The organism is Mesorhizobium argentiipisi (SeqCode) (assembly GCF_037179585.1).
GTDB classification, from domain to species: domain Bacteria; phylum Pseudomonadota; class Alphaproteobacteria; order Rhizobiales; family Rhizobiaceae; genus Mesorhizobium; species Mesorhizobium argentiipisi.
This window is the reverse complement of sequence record NZ_JAPYKO010000015.1, coordinates 15038-32830: the sequence shown is the minus strand read 5'-3', so window position 1 is coordinate 32830 and position 17793 is coordinate 15038. Positions and strand designations below refer to the sequence as shown.

Sequence of the window (17793 nt, the reverse complement as noted above, 5' to 3'; positions counted from 1 at the left end):
TGGCTTTTCGGCAATTAGCGGCCGGAACCTGGTTCCTCGCCCCACGAAGTGGGGAGAGGTGGCCCGGCGAAGCCGGGACGGAGAGGGGCCTGCGCGGCGCCTGGAAGGAGTCCCTGTCCGAGGACCCTCTCCCGAGTTTAAATCTCATAACGGTTTTGACGTCGCGGAGGTCGTCCCCCGCTCCGTCCCGGCTTCGCCGGGCCACCTCTCCCCCGCTTCCGCGGGGGCGAGGAACGGGCGCCAAGCTTATTCAAACCACCTCGAACACAAAGGTCTTCACCAGCGCTTCCGGGTCGCCGATGGCATAGCAGCGGAACCACGGACTTTCCTCGACCAGCCGCCATTTCCTCGCCTGTGTCAGCTCGTCGAACACTGCCTGGAAGCCGCCGCTCTCGAAAACCTGGTCGCGCACGGTGAAGATGGCGTGGCCGCCGCTCTTGGTGATGCGCACCAGTTCGTGCAGCCCCGACGCCGGCGCGTGGCCGATGGTGAAGACGCCGGTGGAGAAGAAGGCGCGGAAATGCCGGTCGGGCCAGGGCAGCGGGCCGCCGAGCATCGCCTTCTTCAGCTCGCTATAGGCCGGCTTGCCATTGGCCTGGCGGCTGCCGGCGATCTTCAGCATGTCGTCGGAGAGGTCGAGCCCGGCGATGTCGCCGTAGCCCAGAGCCTTCAGCGACGGCCCCGACAGGCCCGTGCCGCAGCCGGCGTCGAGCAACGTACCTTCGCCCGCCGGCACGTGCCGGGCCACCCAGGCGGTGATGAGGAACGGCAGAAGGTAGCCGAGCGAAGCAGTCTCGCTATCGTAAGTCGCCGCCCAGTCGGCATAGGCCTTGGCGAGCCCTTCCGGCGAGTCGGCCGAATAGACGGAATCCAGCGCCGCATTGGCCTTGTCGAAATTCATGGGCGTCTCCTCCGCCGGATGCACATGACCCAAGCTAGAGCAATTCCAGGAAAAGTGGGAACCGGTTTTCCGTCCGGAATTGCGTCAAAAACAAAGAGGCAGCGCGGACTTTTGCTGCCGGCTATTCCTGATGCTGGCGGCGCAACCGCTGTTCCAGCGACCGCAGCGCCAGCGACAGGCCGACGGTGAGGATCAGATAGATATAAGCGACGATCGAATAGGTCTCGAAGAAGCGGAACGAGCCCGCGGCATAGACCTTGCCCATCTGGGTGATGTCGGCGACGCCGAGCACCGAGACCAGCGAGGAATCCTTGACCATGGCGACGAAGTCGTTGCCGAGCGGCGGCAGGATGGTACGGATCGCCTGCGGGAAGACGATCAGCCGGAAGCGCTGAACCCGGCTGAGCCCGAGCGCCTTGGCCGCCTCGATCTGGCCCTTCTCGACCGACTGGATGCCTGCGCGGAACACTTCCGAGATGAAGGCCGAATAGCCGATGGTCAAAGCCATGATGGCGCGCCAGAGCAGCGACACGTCGCGCACCAGGAGCTCGCCCATCAGGCCGGCGCTCTGCAGCGGCGCGGTCAGCGCATTCCAGGCGGCGACGAAGGCCGGCGCGCCGGCAAAGGCGATCCAGAACAACAGCACCAGGATCGGCACGCCGCGGATGATCTCGACATAGAAACGCGCGATCTGGCGCAGCCACTGCGATCCCGACAGCGCCATCAGCGCCATGCCAAGCCCAAGCGCGGAGGCAAGCGCGAACGCGACTGCCGTGACGAAGATGGTGACGCCGATACCCTTGGCGACGGTAGCGAAGACTTGCGCATAGAGGTCGCTGGAGGCGATGGCGACAGCGGCGGCCAATGCAAGCACGAGGGCAGCGGCCAGCCACCAGGGGAATTCGGGTTTGGAGGTGGACGCGGGTGGCATCAGGCGATGCCGATGGAGCGGACGTCTCGAGAAGGTAGCGCCCAGGGCCCCCTCTCTGGCCTGCCGGCCATCTCCCCGTCAAGGGGGGAGATCGAACTTCGCGTGGGCTTTCGCCAATCACCAACGTTGAATGAGGAGCACCGTCGGCGGAGCTGCCAATCTTCCCCCTTGAGGGGGAGATGCCCGGCAGGGCAGAGAGGGGGGCCTGGGCGCAATGTCAGCGCAATTCCTGCAAACTCACTGCGCGCAACAAGACGAGCTCACTGCCCCATCTTGTAATCGAGGAACCACTTCTTGTTGAGCTTGTCCAACGTGCCGTCCGCCTTGAGCGAAGCGATCGCGGCATTCACCGGCTTTACCAGGTCCGACCCTTTCGGGAAGATGAAGCCGAAATCCTCGGTGCCGAGCGGTCCGCCGATCAGCTTCAGCTTGCCTTCGGAGGCATCGACATAGCCCTTGCCGGCGGTGCCGTCGGTCAGCACCACGTCGACGTCGCCCGATTTCAGCGCCTGCACGGTCGCGCCGAACGTTTCGAACAGCTTTATCCGCGGGTTCTGCTCATTGCCGTCGAGCACGCTGTAGACGGCGGTGTAGAAGGGCGTGGTACCGGGCTGGGCGCCGATCAGCCCGTCCTTGAAGGCGGCGAAGCTCTTGGCGTCGGTGAAGCGGCTTTCGTCGCCGCGCACCAGCATGAACTGCTCCGAGCGCATATAGGGATCGGAAAAGTCGACCTTCTCCTTGCGGTCGTCCTTGATGGTGATGCCGGTCATGCCGATGTTGTACTGGTTGTCGGAGACGGCCTGGATCATCGCGTCCCAGGAGGTGTTCTGGTACTCGACCTTGAAATTCAGCCGCTTGGCGATCTCGTCCATCGCGTCATATTCCCAGCCGATCTGCTTGCCGGTCTTCTTGTCGATGAACTGCAGCGGCGGATAGGCGTTTTCCGTCACCACCACGACCTTTTTGCCGCCGAGATCGGGCAGGTTGCCGCCGAGCGCCGCGACAGGCGCGAGAAGCCAGGCCACCATGGCGGCCAGCAGCAGTTTCGACTTGGTCATGACAAATCTCCAAAGGTGATCGGCTGCGCTACAATCTCGCGGCCGGGAAAAATCCGGCGCCGACTTTAGCTTGCCGCAAGCGCCTTGCAAGCCGCTCCGCACTGCCGCGGCGCGTGAATGCGCAATCCGGTGCTCTTCAAGGATGGTTTCGAGGACGGCCTTTGTCGCGATCAGTCCCGATCGGCCGTGGCCCCGCGCAACCCGGCGACCAATCGTGTCAGCGTGCCGTGCAGGGCTTTCAGCTCGGCCCGCTCCAGCGGCATGCCGCAGTTGAGCCCCTCCTGCACGTCCTTCATCTTCGCCCGCAGCGCCTCGCCCTTCGCGGTCGGCTCGACCAGCACGCGGCGCTCGTCGGCGCTATCGCGCCGGCGCGTCACCAGGCCGCCCGCTTCCATCCGCTTGATCAGCGGCGTCAGCGTCGCCGAATCGAGCCCCAGCGCTGCGCCGAGTTCTCCGATCGTGCTCGGCGAATGCTGCCACAGCGCCAGCATCGCCAGATACTGCGGATAGGTGAGGCCGAGCGGATCAAGCAGCGGCCGGTAAAGCTTGGTCATCAGCCCGCTTGCCGAATAGAGCGCGAAGCAGAGCTGCTGGTCGAGGCGCGGCACTTCGATCGCCCAGGCGTCTTGCGCCGGGGTTTGCTTGGTCCTTGTTTCGGCCTTCGTTGTCATGCAGCCTTTGCCGAGAGCGCCACGTCGATATTGCCCCGGACGGCGTTGGAATAAGGGCAGATCTTGTGCGCTTCCGATACAAGCGCCTCGGCGCCCGCCTGATCAAGCCCCTTGATCTCCGCCGCCAGCGAAACGCCGAGCCTGAAGCCGCCCTGGTCGTTCGGATAAAGGCTGACGGTGGAGGTGACGGAAGCGTCCTGCAGCGGCAGCTTCTGCTGGCGGGCGACAAAACGCACCGCGCTCTCGAAGCAGGCCGCATAGCCGACGGCGAAAAGCTGCTCGGGATTGGTGGCGCCGCCCTTGCCGCCAAGTTCCTTCGGCATCGCCAGATCGACCTTGAGCAGGCCGTCGCTGGTCTCGCCGTGACCGTTGCGGCCGCCGCTGACGTGAGCCTGGGCCGTATAGAGTGCAGACATTTTCAATCTCCATTTATATTGTACACGATTATTTAGTGTACAAGATAATACCGTCAACCCGCCGGATCGGTTTTCTCGAGGCGCGCGATCACAGCTCAGTGAAAACGAAAAAGGCGGCCGAAGCCGCCTTTCCAACACCTGTCTGGCAAAAACCTTATTCGGCCGAAGCGGCCTCGGCGGCAGCCTTCTTCTCGGCGGCTTCCTTGGCTGCCGTCTCGGCGGCCAGCGCCTGGGCGGCGGCGACCTTCTCGGCCTCGATGCGGGCGCGCTCGGCGTTCAGCGCATCGCGCTCTTCATCGTTCAGCTTGCGGGCACGCACGCCGGTGTTTTCCGAAATGCGGGCCGACTTGCCGCGACGGTCGCGCAGATAATAGAGCTTGGCGCGGCGGACCTTGCCGCGGCGCACGATCTCGACGCCCTCGACCATCGGCGAGTAGACCGGGAAAACACGCTCCACGCCTTCGCCGTAGGAAATCTTGCGTACAGTGAAATTCTCCTGGAAACCCGAGCCGGCGCGGGCGATGACGACGCCCTCATAGGCCTGGACGCGGGTGCGGGTGCCTTCGGTGACGCGCACCTGGACGCGCACGGTGTCGCCGGGCTGGAATTCGGGCAGCTTGCGCTTGGCTTCGATCTTGGCGGCCTGTTCGGCCTCGAGCTGACGGATGATATCCATCTCAAATATCCACTTCTTGTTCTTCCGACAGTCAGAGCGTCCTCAGCTCGCCTTGCAGTTCCAACGACCGCTCGGCTATGCCCTTTGTCGAAACATCGGGCAGGGACGGCTACACCGCACTTGTTGACGGGTCCAGAAGATCGTTCTTCCGGTTCGGGCGGGCACATACAGCCATTTTGCCGCTTTGTCACGCCCTAATGCATGTCGCCCGGAAGTGTGCGCGGTTCCGGAATGACGACATGCACCGAAACAAGGGCTTTGGGGCATATTTTGCGTCCATGGCCCCATGTTTGCTGCGGCCGTGCCGGGTTGCGCACGGCTTGCAAGCTTCCTAAGCGGGGAAATGACTTTTTTCGATGCCGCCTTGCTCTTTCTTTCAGGTTTTGTCTCCGGCGCGGTCAATGCCGTCGCCGGCGGCGGCACCTTCGTCACCTTCGGCGCCATGAGCTTGGTCGGCGTGCCGCCGATCGTCGCCAATGCCACCTCCTCGGTAACGCAGTTTCCCGGCTACATCACCTCGACGCTCGCCTATCTCGATGACATCAGGCATTTCTGGCGCAAGGCGCTGCTGCTTTGCGTCATCTCCGCCTTCGGCGCGCTGGCCGGCTCGCTCATCCTGCTTGCGCTCTCCAATCCGTCTTTCCGCGCGCTGGTGCCTTGGCTGCTAATCGCCGCGACCGCGCTCTTCGCGGCCGGGCCATGGTTGAAACCGGCGCCCAAACCTGGCGCCGAAGCCAAGGTCGGCTCATTCGCCGGATCGCTCGCCCAGTTCGCGACGTCCGTCTATGGCGGCTTCTTCGGCGCCGGCATGGGCGTCATGATGCTGGCGACGCTCGGCCTGACGCAGGCCGGCGACTATCACCGGCTCAACGCGCTGAAGAACATGCTGGCCGTGGTCATCGCCGCCATCGCCATCCTGGTTTTCGTTTCGGGCGGCGTCGTCGCCTGGCCGCAGGCGATCGTCATGATCCCGGGCGGCGCGCTGGGCGGCTATGCCGGCGTCTGGATGGCCAAGCGCGTGCCGCAAGGCATCGTGCGCGGCTTCGTAGTCGCCGTCGGCCTGTTCTTGGCCTTTTACTATTTCACCAAGGGCTGAGCGCGCAGCAAATCCGGCCGCCGCTCCCGTGTCAGCTTCTCGGCCTCGGCGCGCCGCCATTCGGCAATCTTCTTGTGGTTGCCGGAGATCAGCACGTCCGGAATCGGCCTGCCTTCGAACTCCTGCGGCCGCGTGTAGTGCGGGTGTTCGAGCAGGCCGTTCTCGAAACTTTCTTCCTCGCCCGAGACGGCATTGCCCATGACGCCGGGCAAGAGCCGCACCACGGCATCGAGCAGCACAAGGGCTGCCGGCTCGCCGCCCGATAGGATGAAATCGCCGATCGAGACTTCCTCCAGTCCCCGCGCCTCGATCAGCCGCTGGTCGACGCCTTCGAAGCGGCCGCACAGGATGACCGCTCCCGGGCCGGCGGCGAGCTCGCGCACGCGCGCCTGCGTCAGCGGTTTGCCGCGCGGGCTCATCAGCAGCCTTGGACGTTTATCGCCCGGCGTCGAGGCATGGTCGATCGCCTTCGCCAGTACATCGGCGCGCATCACCATGCCAGCGCCGCCGCCGGCCGGCGTGTCGTCGACGGTGCGATGCCTGTCGGTGGCGAAATCGCGGATCTGGATCGCTTCGAGCGACCAAGTCCCGGCCTCCAAAGCGCGGCCGGCGAGCGACAGGCCGAGCGCGCCCGGGAACATCTCCGGATAGAGCGTCAACACCGAAGCGGCAAAGCTCAACGGTTGCCCCCGGCATCCTTCGGCCCGCGCGGCCGACCCTTTGGGTCGAAGCCGGCATCCCTGAGCGCTTCGTCGTCTTCTTCGTCTTCCACCAGCCCCGCCGCCCGAGGGTTGACCTCCACGAATCCGTCGGCGATCGAGACATGCGGCACCGCGGCCTGCGTGAACGGGATCAGCACGCCTTTGCGGCCGGCAAGGGTGACATCGAGTATGTCGCCGCCGCCGAAATTGTGCACGGCGACGACCTTGCCGATGACACCCGTATCATCCTTGACGTCAAGGCCGATGAGATCGGCGTGATAGAACTCGTCTTCCTCGCCGTCGTCGGGCAGTACCGAACGGTCGACGAAAAGCTCGGTGCCGGCCAAAGCCTCGGCGGCGTTGCGGTCGCCGATGCCCTTGAAGCGCACGACCACGACGGTGCCGGCTGACCTGATATCGGTGATATGGAAGGTGCGTCCGTCCTTGGCGTGGAGCGGGCCGTAATCGGCCAGCGCCAGCGGATCGCCGGTGAAGGTTTTCACCCGCAATTCGCCCTTGATGCCGTGCGCGGCACCGATCACGGCCATCTGTACGGGGTTTTCGAGCTTCGACATCGGCGGCGCTTCCTTTGCCCTGCTCTAATCCCCTCAAGCCGTCATTTCAATGACGGCCTCTTCACCGCTTCCTAACCCGCACGTCCGAAACTGCCAAAAAACGGAAAAAGCCCATGCAGGAATTCCTCATCCCGGCCAAACCCGACCTCCAGGCGGCGCGCGAGACTTGGCTGAAGACGCTGGCGCATGAGCGCCGCTTATCGCCGGAGACGGTCGAGGCCTATGAGCGCGACACGCGTCAATTCCTGCATTTTTTGACCGGACATTGCGGCGGCCCGCCGGGTATCTCCGACATCGCCGACCTGCGGCCGGCCGATTTGCGCGGCTTCCTCGCCGCGCGGCGCAATACCGGCGCCGGCGCCCGCACGCTGGGACGCGGCCTTGCTGGCATCCGCTCGCTGCTTCGCTTTCTCGAAAAACGCGGGATGGTCAACGCGGCGGGCGCTGCGGCATTGCGCGCGCCGCGCCAGCCGAAGTCAATGCCCAAGCCGCTGACGGCAAACGACGCGAAACAAGTCGTGGCGGTGGAGGGCCAGCTCGCGGAAGAGCCATGGATCGCCGCCCGCAATGCCGCCGTGCTGACGCTGCTTTACGGCTCCGGCCTGCGCATCTCCGAAGCGCTCGGCCTGACCGGCGCCGATCTGGCGACAGAAGCCGGCACCGTGCTGCGCGTCACCGGCAAGGGTGGCAAGACGCGGCTGGTGCCGGTGCTGCCGGTGGCTCGCAGGGCGGTCGCCGAATATCGCCGGCTCTGCCCCTTCCATATCGGTCCCGAGGGCCTTCTGTTCCGCGGCGCCCGTGGCGGCCCGCTCAACCCGGCCATTGTCCAGCGCGAGATGGCGAAGCTCCGCTCGGCGCTCAACCTGCCGGACACGGCCACGCCGCACGCTCTGCGGCATTCCTTCGCCACCCATCTGCTCGGCCGCGGCGGCGACCTGCGCACCATCCAGGAGCTGCTCGGCCACGCTAGCTTGTCGACCACCCAGATCTACACCGGCGTCGACACTGCGAGGCTGCTCGATATCTATGAGAAGGCGCATCCAAGAGCGTGAAACCGCTGGGGTGACGCGAAGCCCGCGGCTCACCGGACCAGAGACAATTTCAGTCTCCTGATTAACCGTTTTGCCGCTTTTCAGCGCTAAGACGCTTCTTCATGAAACGCGTCATCGCCATTGCCGACCGCGCGGCCCTTGTCTCGTTGAAGCTGCTTGCAGCGCTGAACCTGCTGTTTTTCCTGTCTTTCCTCGCCGTTCTGCTGCTCGCCGGCCGGGCCCATGCCGAGGCGCCCAATTGCGCCGGCACCGATCTTTTGACCGCGCTGGAGAAGAACGATCCCGCCGCCTTCAAGAAGGTCGAGACCGAAGCCGCGGCCGTTCCCAATGGCAAGGGCTTGCTGTGGAAGCTGGAGAAAGCGGGCGAAGAACCGTCCTACCTGTTCGGCACCATGCACATGACCGATACGCGCGTCACCACGCTGCCGGCCGCCGCGCAAAAGGCCTATGACGGCGCCGGCACCGTCGTCATCGAGACGACCGACGCGATGGACAAGGCCAAGATGATGGCCGCGATGGCGAGCGAACCCGGCCTGATGATGTTCACCGACAACACCACCCTGTCGTCGCTCTTGTCGCCGGACGATGCGGCGGCGCTGAACAAGGGGCTCGACGCGCGCGGCATTCCGCCGGGGACGGTCGCCAAGATGAAGCCGTGGATCCTCTCGGCGATGATGGCGTTGCCGGCCTGCGAGGTGGCGCGCCAGAGCGCCGGCGAACCCGTGCTGGACGTCAAGCTGGCTTCGGAGGCCAAGGCCTCGGGCAAGGACGTCGAAGGGCTCGAGACCGCCGTCGATCAGTTGCGCGCCATGGCCTCGCTGCCGCTCGAATTCCACATGAAGAGCCTGGTCGAGACGATGAAGCTCGGCGACAAGGTGAACGACGTCAACGAAACGATGATCGTGCTCTACCAGCGCGGCGAGGTCGGCATGTTCTGGCCGCTCTTCAAAGCGGTGCTGCCCGACGCCGCCGACGACCAGGCCGGCTATGCCGCCTTCGAGCAGACCATGATCACCAGCCGCAACAAGGTGATGGCGGCGCATGCCGGGCCGATTTTGGCCAAGGGCAATGTCTTCATGGCCGTCGGCGCCATGCATCTGCCCGGTCCGGAAGGACTGGTCGAGGATTTTCGCAAGGCAGGGTATAGTGTTACCGCCGTCAACTGAGTCGTCTGGCGGCTGGCGGACCTGAAAACGCCGGTCTTTCAGCGCTTTCCGTCCGTTCGCGTGAAACCCGTTGCGGGCTCAGCGCGTTGATGGCTGTTATTTTGATGACTTTCATCCAAGGAGGACACGTTTCATGGCGAACCCTAACGATCCCTACACCCCTTCGAGCACGCCTCCCACATCGCGCGGCGGTGGTGGCGGCAGCGGGTGGCTGATCGCCCTTGTTGTCATTATCCTGGCCATTGTTGCGTATTATGTCTTTGGCAGAAGCGGCGGCGAGCATGCCCCGGCCCCGGCTGAGCCGCCGGCGGCCAGCACGCCTGCCCCGGCGCCTGCAACGCCCGCTCCGGCGCCCGAACCAACTCCGGCGCCTGCCCCGGCTCCCACGCCAGCTCCGGCGCCTACGCCTACGCCTACGCCTACGCCGACCCCGGCTCCGGCACCTGCGCCGGCCCAGTAATCTGGCTACAGCTTGACGACAAACGGCCCGCCAAAGGCGGGCCGTTTTGTTTGGGGCAACTACGCCTTCGTCATACCCGGGCTTGACCCGGGTATCCATGCCGTGACCGCTGCCATCGAGTGCAACCGCAGCAGAATTCTGAGCCGCCGCAACGCCTTGGCGTCACGGCAGAATCCTATGGTCTGCGCTGCGTCGCTCCGCTCTTCGCCATAGGATGACGAACTCGTATGCGTTCGGCGCCTGACCTACGTCAAATATGAATCGGCTTGAAGAACGTGGCCAGCGCCGCTTCCTTCACCGCCTCCGACATCGTCGGATGCGCGTGGCAGGTCCGCGCCAGGTCTTCGGACGAACCGCCGAATTCCATCAGCACCGCCGCCTCGTGGATCATCTCGCCGGCGCCAAAGCCGACGATATGGACGCCGAGCACGCGGTCGCTCGCCTTGTCGGCCAGGATCTTCACGAAGCCGTCGGTGTGCAGCATGGCGCGCGCGCGGCCATTGGCGCTGAACGGGAATTTCCCGGCCTTGTAGTCGATGCCGGCCTTCTTCAGCTCTTCTTCGGTCTTGCCGACGGAAGCGATTTCCGGGCTGGAGTAGACGACGCTCGGGATGACGTCGTAGTTCACATGGCCGGCCTGGCCGGCGATCGTCTCGGCCACCGCCACGCCTTCGTCCTCGGCCTTGTGCGCCAGCATCGGCCCGGCGATCACGTCGCCGATGGCATAGATGCCGGGAACATTGGTCCTGAGATGCCCGTCGGTCTTGACGCGGCCGCGCTCATCGACCTCGACGCCCGCTTCCTTCAGCCCCAGGCTGTCGGCATAGGGCCGCCGCCCGGTGGAAACCAGCACCACATCAGCCTCGATGGTTTCCGCCGCGCCGCCCTTGACCGGTTCGAAGGTGACGCTGGCGCCCTTCTTGGCCTTGGCGACGCCGGTGACCTTGGCGCCGAGCTTGAACTCGAAACCCTGCTTGGAAAGCAGCCGCTGGAACTGCTTCGACACCTCGCCGTCCATGCCGCCGAGGATGTTGTCGAGGAACTCGACCACCGTGACCTTGGCGCCGAGCCGGGCCCACACCGAGCCGAGCTCCAGCCCGATGACGCCGCCGCCGACCACCACGAGGGTGGCCGGCACCTTGGCCAGCGACAGCGCGCCGGTGGAGGAGACGATTACCTTCTCGTCGAAATCGACCTTGACGCCGGGAATGCCGGCGACATCCGAGCCGGTGGCGATGACGATGTTCTTGGTCTCGATCTCCTCGACCTTGCCGTCCTCGCCGGTCACCGAAACCTTGTCTGCGGAAATCACCTTGCCGGTGCCGCGAAAGGAATCGATCTTGTTCTTCTTGAACAGGAAGGCAACGCCGTTGACGTTGGACGCAACCGTCGCGTCCTTATGCGCCATCATCTTCTTCAGATTGAGCTTCGGCGCCGGCAGCTCGATGCCGAGCGTATCGAAAGCATGGCCGGCCTCGGCGAACATCTCGGAAGCGTGGAGCAATGCCTTCGAGGGAATGCAGCCGATGTTGAGGCAGGTGCCGCCGAAGGTGGCGTTCTTCTCGACCACCGCCGTCTTCAGCCCAAGCTGCGCAGCCTTGATGGCGCAGACATAGCCACCCGGTCCCGATCCGATGATTGCGACGTCATAAGCCATGATGGTGTCCTTCTGGTCTGGCCCTCAGCGGCCGCCGCTCACATTCAGGATCGCGCCCGTTACATAGGAGGCCGCATCCGACATTAGATAAAGAACCGCGCTGGCGACTTCGTCCGCCGTTCCCGCGCGTTTCATCGGCAGCGCGTCCTGCATCCGCGCCACCCGGTCGGGCTGGCCGCCCGAGGCGTGGATTTCGGTTTCGGTGACGCCGGGGCTGACCGCGTTGACGCGGATGCCTTCGAGAACCACCTCACGCGCCAGCCCGATGGTCATGGTGTCGATCGCGCCCTTGGAGGCGGCATAGTCGACATATTCGCCGGGCGATCCCAGCCTGGCCGCCGCCGAGGATAGGTTGACGATGGCGCCGCCCCTGCCGCCGTGCCGCGTCGACATGCGCTTCACCGCCTCGCGGGCGCAAAGAAAGGAGCCGACGACATTGATGCGCATCATGCGCTCCAGCCGCGCTACGCTCATCTCGTCAACCCGCGCCTTGACGTCGACGATGCCGGCATTGTTGACGAAGGCGTCGAGCCGGCCGAAGGCCCGGTCGACGGCTTCGAACATCGCCAGGACATCGGCCTCGTTGCCGACATCGCCCTTAACCGCGAAAGCATCACCGCCAACGGCTTTCAGCTCGGCGACCAGCTTGTCCGCCGCGTTCTGGTTGGAAACATAGTTGACCGCCACCCGGTAGCCGGCCTGGTTCGCCTGCCGGCAGATGGCGGCGCCGATGCCGCGGCTGCCGCCGGTGACCAGCAGCGTCTTCTTGTCGGTGCTCATTCCTGGCAGCCTTTCAGGATAAAGACGTCCCACGGCACCTTGGAGAAGCCGGCGGGACCGTAAGCGGCCGACATTTCGAGCGACGGTCCGAGGTCGGGAAAGATCAGGCTTTTCGGCGCGTCGGCACCTTCGGCCGGCAGCAGGCCGATCGTGCCCTTGTCGTCGGCGCTGTAGACGACGCCTTCCCAGACCGTGCAGGCGGCAAGCTCCTCGCCGGTGACGTCGCCGGTCGGGCACTTGTACATCAGCGAGCCATGCGGCCGCGCGGCCGATCCCTCGGTCCACATGGCAATGCCGTCGAGCACGGTATTGTTGTCGAGGATCATGCGAAAGGAGTTGGTGATCGTCGCCGAGCTGCCAGTCGGGGTGAAGTCGATCTCGGCGCCGCTCTTTGCCTCGCCATAGACGGCAAGCTGGATCGGACAGGCGGCCTGGGCGCTGGAATTCGCCGCTGTGAGCGCCAGCGATCCGGCCATCAATCCGATCATGGGCGAGGCGGCATTCGTCATCACTTGGCCTGGTCGCTCTCGCGGCCATCGGCGTTTTCGAGCACGCCGAAATCGGTTATCAGGACTACCGGCTGCCCTGCCGCGTCCAGCCCCCAGAAGGATGGGTAGAAGCCATCGCCCCAGCCGCTCCAGAACATCGCGATGTTGACCGGATTGCCGGCGGCCGGACGGTGGATGACGAACCGGTCCTGGTTGGGCGCGAACTCGGCCGCCAGCACATCGTCATAATAGTTCTGGTCGGGCTTGAGCTTGTCCTGCGCGGCCGACATCAGGGCCATCGCCGCCTTGTCCATGAACGAGCCGAGGCCGGCGTCGACGGGATAGCCGAAGATCTCGTCGCCGTTCAGCGTCGAAACGTCCTGGCCGGGCAAGGTGGCGAGCTCCCAGCGCACCGGTATGCCGGGTCGGAAGCGAAGGAACGCTGCGGCCACGCGACCCTGCGCCTCGAACAGCGTGACCGGATAGTGCCCGGGCTTCACCCTGCGGGCCCGCGCCGGCCAGTCGTCGGTCGTGATCAGAGGGTCGCAGGCGATGATCTCGCCGGTCGGGAGTTCGAGCTCGCCGATCGACGTGACGGTGATCTTGCGCTCCGCCAATTGCGCGTCGCTGAGCGCAAAGATGCCGAAATTGCTGCTGGCCGTTGCCGGATCCCAGTCGGCGGCCATTGCAGGCGACGGGATGGCGGCGGAGAGGCCAAGCACGAAGATGCTGCGCCGCAAGCCGCGTGCCGTCCGGCCGAGTCCGAACCCGAACCGTTCCAGCCAGCCGCTCATTGCGGATCTGCTCCGATCACAGATCGAGCACCAGCCGCTCGGGATCCTCCAGGCTTTCCTTGACGCGCACCAGGAAGGTCACGGCTTCCTTGCCGTCGACGATGCGGTGGTCGTAGCTGAGCGCCAGATACATCATCGGCCGGATGACGATCTGGCCGCCGACGACCACCGGCCGCTCCTGGATCTTGTGCATGCCGAGAATGCCCGACTGCGGCGCGTTCAGGATCGGCGTCGACATCAGCGACCCGTAAACACCACCGTTGGAAATCGTAAACGTCCCGCCTTGCATATCCGCCACTGACAGCTTGCCGTCGCGCGCGGCGAGGCCCAGCCGGCCGATCTCCTTCTCGATCTCGGCGATGGACATCTGGTCGGCATCGCGCACCACCGGCACCACCAGGCCCTTGTCGGTGCCGACGGCGACGCCGACATGGGCGAAGTTCTTGTAGATGATATCGGTGCCGTCGATCTCGGCATTGACCGCCGGGATCTCCTTCAGCGCATGCGTCACCGCTTTGGTGAAGAAGCCCATGAAGCCGAGCTTCACGCCATGCTTCTTTTCGAACACGTCCTTGTATTTGGCCCTTAGCGCCATCACCGCGCTCATATCCACCTCGTTAAAGGTGGTGAGCATGGCGGCGGTGGACTGCGCTTCCTTCAAGCGGCGCGCGATGGTCTGGCGCAACTTGGTCATGCGCACGCGCTCCTCGCGCGGCGCATCCTCGGCCGTGGACGGCGCGCGGGCCGCGACGGGCGCCGGCGCCGGAGCTGCCTTCGGCGTCTCGGCCGGCTGCGACGGCGCACCCTTGGCGATGGCGTCGAGCACATCGCCCTTCAGCACCTGGCCGCGCTTACCCGAACCTGACAGCTGGTCGACCGAGAGATTATGTTCCGCGATCAGTTTGGCCGCGGCCGGTGCCGGCGGCATGGTGCGCGGCTCGACCGGACCGGCGTCGCCGGCCATCTTGGCGGTTTCGGCCGCGGCCTGCTTGGTGGTGGACGCGGCGTCCGGGCTGGAGGCCTGCGCCACCGCCTGCGGCTTCGTCGCGGGAGCGGAAGCCGCGCCGCCCACCGAAATCGAGCCGAGTAGCGCGCCGACATTGACCGTCTCGCCCTCCTTGACCGCGATCTCGGCCAGCGTTCCGGCGCCCGCGGCGGGCACCTCCACCGTCACCTTGTCGGTTTCGAGCTCGACCAGGGGCTCGTCGGCGGCGATCGCGTCGCCGACCTTCTTGAACCACTTGCCGACAGTCGCCTCGGTGACGGATTCGCCGAGAGTGGGGACGCGGATTTCGGTAGCCATTGTGCCTGTCCGTTGTCTTCTTGAGGTCTGTTTCGTCCGGTCTTCTTACCCGCCCAGCGCCCTTATTCGCCGAGCGCGTCGTCGAGCAGCGCGGCCAGCTGGCTGAGATGCTTCGACATCAACCCTGTCGCCGGCGAGGCCGAGGCCGGCCGGCCGGTGTAGCGCACCCGCTGATGCTTGGCGTCGATATGCGCCAGCACCCATTCGAGATAGGGATCGATGAACGACCAGGCGCCCATGTTCTTGGGCTCCTCCTGGCACCACACCATCTCGGCATTGCGGAAACGCGACAGCTCGGTGATCAGCGCCTTGGCCGGGAACGGATAGAGCTGTTCGACGCGCAGTAGATAGATGTCGTTGACGCCGCGCTTCTCGCGCTCCTCATAGAGGTCGTAATAGACCTTGCCCGAGCACAGCACGACGCGGCGGATCTTGGAGTCCTTCGCCAGCTTGATCGGCTGGTCGGCCAAGAGCTGCGCATCGTCCCAAAGCAGTCGGTGGAACGAGCTTTCGCCCGACATCTCCGACAGCGTCGACACCGCGCGCCTGTGGCGCAGCAGCGACTTAGGCGTCATCAGGATCAGCGGCTTGCGGAAGTCGCGCTTCAGCTGTCGGCGCAAGATATGGAAATAATTAGCCGGCGTGGTGACGTTGGCGACCTGCATATTGTCTTCCGCGCAGAGCTGCAGGAAGCGCTCCAGCCGCGCCGACGAGTGCTCCGGCCCCTGGCCCTCATAGCCATGCGGCAGCAAGCAGACGAGACCCGACATGCGGAGCCACTTGCGCTCGCCCGACGAGATGAACTGGTCGAACACCACCTGGGCGCCATTGGCGAAGTCGCCAAACTGCGCTTCCCAGAGCGTCAGCGCCTTGGGCTCGGCCAGGCTGTAGCCGTATTCGAAGCCGAGCACCGCCTCTTCCGAGAGCATCGAGTTGATGACCTCGTAGCCGGCCTGCGCCGCCGAGAGATTGTTCAGCGGGATGTAGCGGGTCTCGTCGCGCTGGTCGTAAAGCACCGAATGGCGCTGCGAGAAGGTGCCGCGTTCCGAATCCTGGCCGGACAGCCGGATCGGATTGCCGTCGAGCAGGATGGCGCCGAAGGCCAGCGCCTCGGCCGTCGACCAGTCGATGCCTTCGCCCGACTCGATCGCCTGGCGGCGGTTTTCGAGGAAGCGCAGGATCGTCTTGTGCGCCTCGAAATCCTTCGGCACCTCGGTCAGCTTCTTGCCGATCTCCTTCAGCGTGCGCACCGGCACGGCGGTCTTGCCGCGCCGCTGTTCATCCTGGTTGTCGGCGGTCCGCAGGCCCGACCAGGCGCCGTCCAGCCAGTCGGCCTTGTTGGGCTTGTAGTGCTGTCCGACTTCCCATTCGGCTTCGAGATGCGCGCGCCAGTCGGCCCGCATCTTGTCGACCTCGGCCTGGGTGACGTGGCCTTCGGCGATCAGCCGGTCGGCATAGATCTGCACCACGGTCTTATGGTTGCGGATATTGCGGTACATGATCGGCTGGGTGAAGGACGGCTCGTCGCCCTCATTGTGGCCGAAGCGGCGGTAGCAGAACATGTCCACGACCACCGGCTTGTGGAACTTCATGCGGAACTCGGTCGCGACCTTCGCGGCATGCACCACCGCTTCCGGATCGTCGCCGTTGACGTGGAAGATCGGCGCCTCGATCATCTTGGCCACATCCGACGGATAGGGCGAAGAGCGCGAGAAGCGCGGATTGGTGGTGAAGCCGATCTGGTTGTTGATGATGAAATGCAGCGTGCCCGCGACGCGATGCCCGCGCAGGCCCGACAGGCCGAGGATCTCGGCGATCACGCCCTGGCCGGCGAAGGCGGCGTCGCCATGCAAAAGCAGCGGCATGACCTTGGCGCGTTCTGACAGCGGCACGATCTCGCCGCGCTCGCGGCCGGACAACTGATCCTGCTTGGCGCGCGCCTTGCCCATCACGACGGGGTCGACGATTTCCAGATGCGAGGGGTTGGCCGTCAGCGACAGATGCACCTTGTTGCCGTCGAACTCGCGGTCCGACGAGGCGCCGAGATGGTACTTCACGTCGCCCGAGCCTTCGACCTCGTCGGGAGCCGCCGAGCCGCCCTTGAATTCGTGGAAGATGGCACGGTGCGGCTTGGCCATCACTTGGGAAAGCACGTTGAGGCGTCCGCGATGCGCCATGCCGAGCACGATCTCCTTCAGGCCGAGCTGGCCGCCGCGCTTGACGATCTGCTCCAGCGCCGGGATCAGCGACTCGCTGCCGTCGAGGCCGAAACGCTTGGTGCCCTTGTACTTGACGTCGATATACTGCTCGAAGCCCTCGGCCTCGACCAGCTTCGACAGGATCGCCTTCTTGCCGGTCGCGGTGAAGGTGATCTCCTTGTCGGCACCTTCGATGCGCGCCTGGATCCAGGCCTTCTCTTCCGGGTCGGAGATGTGCATGAACTCGACGCCGAGCGTCGAGCAATAGGTGCGGGTCAGGATGTCCAGCATCTGCCGAATGGTGCCGAATTCGAGCCCCAGCACATTATCGAGGAAGATCGGCCGGTCGTAATCGGCTTCGGTGAAGCCGTAATTCTCGGGCGACAGCTCGTTATAATCCTCGAGCGGCTTGGCGATGCCGAGCGGGTCGAGGTTGGCGTGCAGGTGGCCGCGCATGCGGTAGGCGCGGATCATCATGATGGCGCGCACGGAATCGCGCGTCGCCTGGTGCACGTCGGCGTCGGAAAGCACGGCGCCGTTGACGACAGCCTTTTCCTTGACCTTTCTTTCGATCGCCTTTTCGACCAGGCCCCAATTGCCGTCGAGCGCCGAGACCAGCTCGCCATTGGCCTGCAGCGGCCAGGAAGGCTTCGCCCAGGACGCGCCCTTGGCGTTCTTGCGGACATCGCCCGCGTCGTCCTTCAGTGCGGCGAAGAAATCCTGCCATTCCGGGTCGACGGAGGCTGGATCGTCCTCATAGGCGGCATAGAGCGCGTCGATATAGCCGGCATTGCCCCCATAGAGGAATGAGGTGAGCGAGAATTGGTCGTTGGCCTGATCTTGTCTTGCCATTTTGTCTGCGGAGCCTGG

The 17793-nt window shown here is 64.9% G+C and carries 17 protein-coding genes; 3 read left to right on the top strand and 14 right to left on the bottom strand.

What is annotated here, in order from left to right:
• Positions 1–250: 250 nt before the first annotated feature.
• The 6 genes from O7A05_RS20485 to rplS form a co-directional block, all read right to left on the bottom strand.
• Entirely contained in the window at positions 251–901 is a 651-nt protein-coding gene (locus O7A05_RS20485) for a class I SAM-dependent DNA methyltransferase (protein ID WP_337094792.1), read from the bottom strand.
• Between the two features lie 121 nt (positions 902–1022).
• A complete protein-coding gene (locus O7A05_RS20480; RefSeq protein WP_337094791.1) occupies positions 1023–1832 on the bottom strand; it encodes an amino acid ABC transporter permease in 810 nt (269 codons plus the stop codon).
• A 260-nt stretch (positions 1833–2092) separates the two neighbouring features.
• Positions 2093–2890: a transporter substrate-binding domain-containing protein gene (locus O7A05_RS20475; protein ID WP_337094790.1), complete on the bottom strand. Its 798-nt coding sequence runs from the start codon at positions 2888–2890 to the stop codon at positions 2093–2095.
• Between the two features lie 170 nt (positions 2891–3060).
• The gene (locus O7A05_RS20470; RefSeq protein WP_337094789.1) at positions 3061–3561 is read right to left on the bottom strand and encodes a MarR family winged helix-turn-helix transcriptional regulator; all 501 of its coding nucleotides are present in this window, start codon (positions 3559–3561) and stop codon (positions 3061–3063) included.
• Entirely contained in the window at positions 3558–3977 is a 420-nt protein-coding gene (locus O7A05_RS20465) for an organic hydroperoxide resistance protein (RefSeq protein ID WP_337094788.1), read from the bottom strand. Before O7A05_RS20465 ends, O7A05_RS20470 begins: the two co-directional genes overlap by 4 nt.
• 154 nt (positions 3978–4131) lie before the next feature.
• Complete coding sequence (gene rplS / locus O7A05_RS20460; RefSeq protein WP_337094787.1) at positions 4132–4653, bottom strand: 50S ribosomal protein L19; 522 nt, start codon at positions 4651–4653, stop codon at positions 4132–4134.
• A 343-nt stretch (positions 4654–4996) separates the two neighbouring features.
• On the opposite strand from rplS, the gene O7A05_RS20455 reads away from it, so the two are divergent.
• A complete protein-coding gene (locus O7A05_RS20455) occupies positions 4997–5749 on the top strand; it encodes a sulfite exporter TauE/SafE family protein (RefSeq protein WP_337094786.1) in 753 nt (250 codons plus the stop codon).
• Here O7A05_RS20455 and trmD read toward each other — a convergent pair.
• Positions 5731–6429, bottom strand: a complete 699-nt coding sequence (gene trmD / locus O7A05_RS20450) for a tRNA (guanosine(37)-N1)-methyltransferase TrmD (protein ID WP_337094785.1) — start codon at positions 6427–6429, stop codon at positions 5731–5733. The two genes, O7A05_RS20455 and trmD, sit on opposite strands and share 19 nt — an antisense overlap.
• The gene (rimM, locus tag O7A05_RS20445) at positions 6426–7025 is read right to left on the bottom strand and encodes a ribosome maturation factor RimM (protein ID WP_337094784.1); all 600 of its coding nucleotides are present in this window, start codon (positions 7023–7025) and stop codon (positions 6426–6428) included. The genes trmD and rimM overlap by 4 nt, the downstream gene beginning before the upstream one ends.
• Before the next feature lie 113 nt (positions 7026–7138).
• Between rimM and O7A05_RS20440 the strand changes: the two genes are divergently transcribed.
• Positions 7139–8077 (top strand): tyrosine recombinase XerC, encoded by a 939-nt coding sequence (locus O7A05_RS20440; protein WP_337094783.1) that lies wholly within the window; start codon positions 7139–7141, stop codon positions 8075–8077.
• Positions 8078–8178: 101 nt separating this feature from the next.
• Positions 8179–9243 (top strand): TraB/GumN family protein, encoded by a 1065-nt coding sequence (locus O7A05_RS20435; protein WP_337094782.1) that lies wholly within the window; start codon positions 8179–8181, stop codon positions 9241–9243.
• Positions 9244–9953: 710 nt separating this feature from the next.
• Here the strand turns inward: O7A05_RS20435 and lpdA are convergent.
• From lpdA to O7A05_RS20405, 6 genes are all read right to left on the bottom strand, one after another.
• Positions 9954–11360, bottom strand: a complete 1407-nt coding sequence (gene lpdA, locus O7A05_RS20430) for a dihydrolipoyl dehydrogenase (RefSeq protein ID WP_337094781.1) — start codon at positions 11358–11360, stop codon at positions 9954–9956.
• A 24-nt stretch (positions 11361–11384) separates the two neighbouring features.
• On the bottom strand, positions 11385–12140 hold the full coding sequence (locus O7A05_RS20425) for an SDR family oxidoreductase (RefSeq protein WP_337094780.1): 756 nt from the start codon (positions 12138–12140) through the stop codon (positions 11385–11387).
• Entirely contained in the window at positions 12137–12649 is a 513-nt protein-coding gene (locus tag O7A05_RS20420; RefSeq protein WP_337094779.1) for a hypothetical protein, read from the bottom strand. The genes O7A05_RS20425 and O7A05_RS20420 overlap by 4 nt, the downstream gene beginning before the upstream one ends.
• On the bottom strand, positions 12649–13422 hold the full coding sequence (locus O7A05_RS20415) for a DUF4241 domain-containing protein (protein WP_337094778.1): 774 nt from the start codon (positions 13420–13422) through the stop codon (positions 12649–12651). The genes O7A05_RS20420 and O7A05_RS20415 overlap by 1 nt, the downstream gene beginning before the upstream one ends.
• A gap of 16 nt (positions 13423–13438) precedes the next feature.
• Entirely contained in the window at positions 13439–14725 is a 1287-nt protein-coding gene (odhB, locus tag O7A05_RS20410; protein ID WP_224633947.1) for a 2-oxoglutarate dehydrogenase complex dihydrolipoyllysine-residue succinyltransferase, read from the bottom strand.
• 62 nt (positions 14726–14787) lie between these two features.
• Positions 14788–17775, bottom strand: coding sequence for a 2-oxoglutarate dehydrogenase E1 component (locus O7A05_RS20405; RefSeq protein ID WP_337094777.1), 2988 nt, complete (start codon positions 17773–17775; stop codon positions 14788–14790).
• Positions 17776–17793 lie beyond the last annotated feature (18 nt).

Coding starts and splice junctions, on each gene's coding strand:
- O7A05_RS20485 (WP_337094792.1), bottom strand. CDS start 901: ATGAATTTCGACAAGGCCAATGCGGCGCTGGATTCCGTCTATTCGGCC.
- O7A05_RS20480 (WP_337094791.1), bottom strand. CDS start 1,832: ATGCCACCCGCGTCCACCTCCAAACCCGAATTCCCCTGGTGGCTGGCC.
- O7A05_RS20475 (WP_337094790.1), bottom strand. CDS start 2,890: ATGACCAAGTCGAAACTGCTGCTGGCCGCCATGGTGGCCTGGCTTCTC.
- O7A05_RS20470 (WP_337094789.1), bottom strand. CDS start 3,561: ATGACAACGAAGGCCGAAACAAGGACCAAGCAAACCCCGGCGCAAGAC.
- O7A05_RS20465 (WP_337094788.1), bottom strand. CDS start 3,977: ATGTCTGCACTCTATACGGCCCAGGCTCACGTCAGCGGCGGCCGCAAC.
- rplS (WP_337094787.1), bottom strand. CDS start 4,653: ATGGATATCATCCGTCAGCTCGAGGCCGAACAGGCCGCCAAGATCGAA.
- O7A05_RS20455 (WP_337094786.1), top strand. CDS start 4,997: ATGACTTTTTTCGATGCCGCCTTGCTCTTTCTTTCAGGTTTTGTCTCC.
- rimM (WP_337094784.1), bottom strand. CDS start 7,025: ATGTCGAAGCTCGAAAACCCCGTACAGATGGCCGTGATCGGTGCCGCG.
- O7A05_RS20440 (WP_337094783.1), top strand. CDS start 7,139: ATGCAGGAATTCCTCATCCCGGCCAAACCCGACCTCCAGGCGGCGCGC.
- O7A05_RS20435 (WP_337094782.1), top strand. CDS start 8,179: ATGAAACGCGTCATCGCCATTGCCGACCGCGCGGCCCTTGTCTCGTTG.
- lpdA (WP_337094781.1), bottom strand. CDS start 11,360: ATGGCTTATGACGTCGCAATCATCGGATCGGGACCGGGTGGCTATGTC.
- O7A05_RS20425 (WP_337094780.1), bottom strand. CDS start 12,140: ATGAGCACCGACAAGAAGACGCTGCTGGTCACCGGCGGCAGCCGCGGC.
- O7A05_RS20420 (WP_337094779.1), bottom strand. CDS start 12,649: ATGACGAATGCCGCCTCGCCCATGATCGGATTGATGGCCGGATCGCTG.
- O7A05_RS20415 (WP_337094778.1), bottom strand. CDS start 13,422: ATGAGCGGCTGGCTGGAACGGTTCGGGTTCGGACTCGGCCGGACGGCA.
- odhB (WP_224633947.1), bottom strand. CDS start 14,725: ATGGCTACCGAAATCCGCGTCCCCACTCTCGGCGAATCCGTCACCGAG.
- O7A05_RS20405 (WP_337094777.1), bottom strand. CDS start 17,775: ATGGCAAGACAAGATCAGGCCAACGACCAATTCTCGCTCACCTCATTC.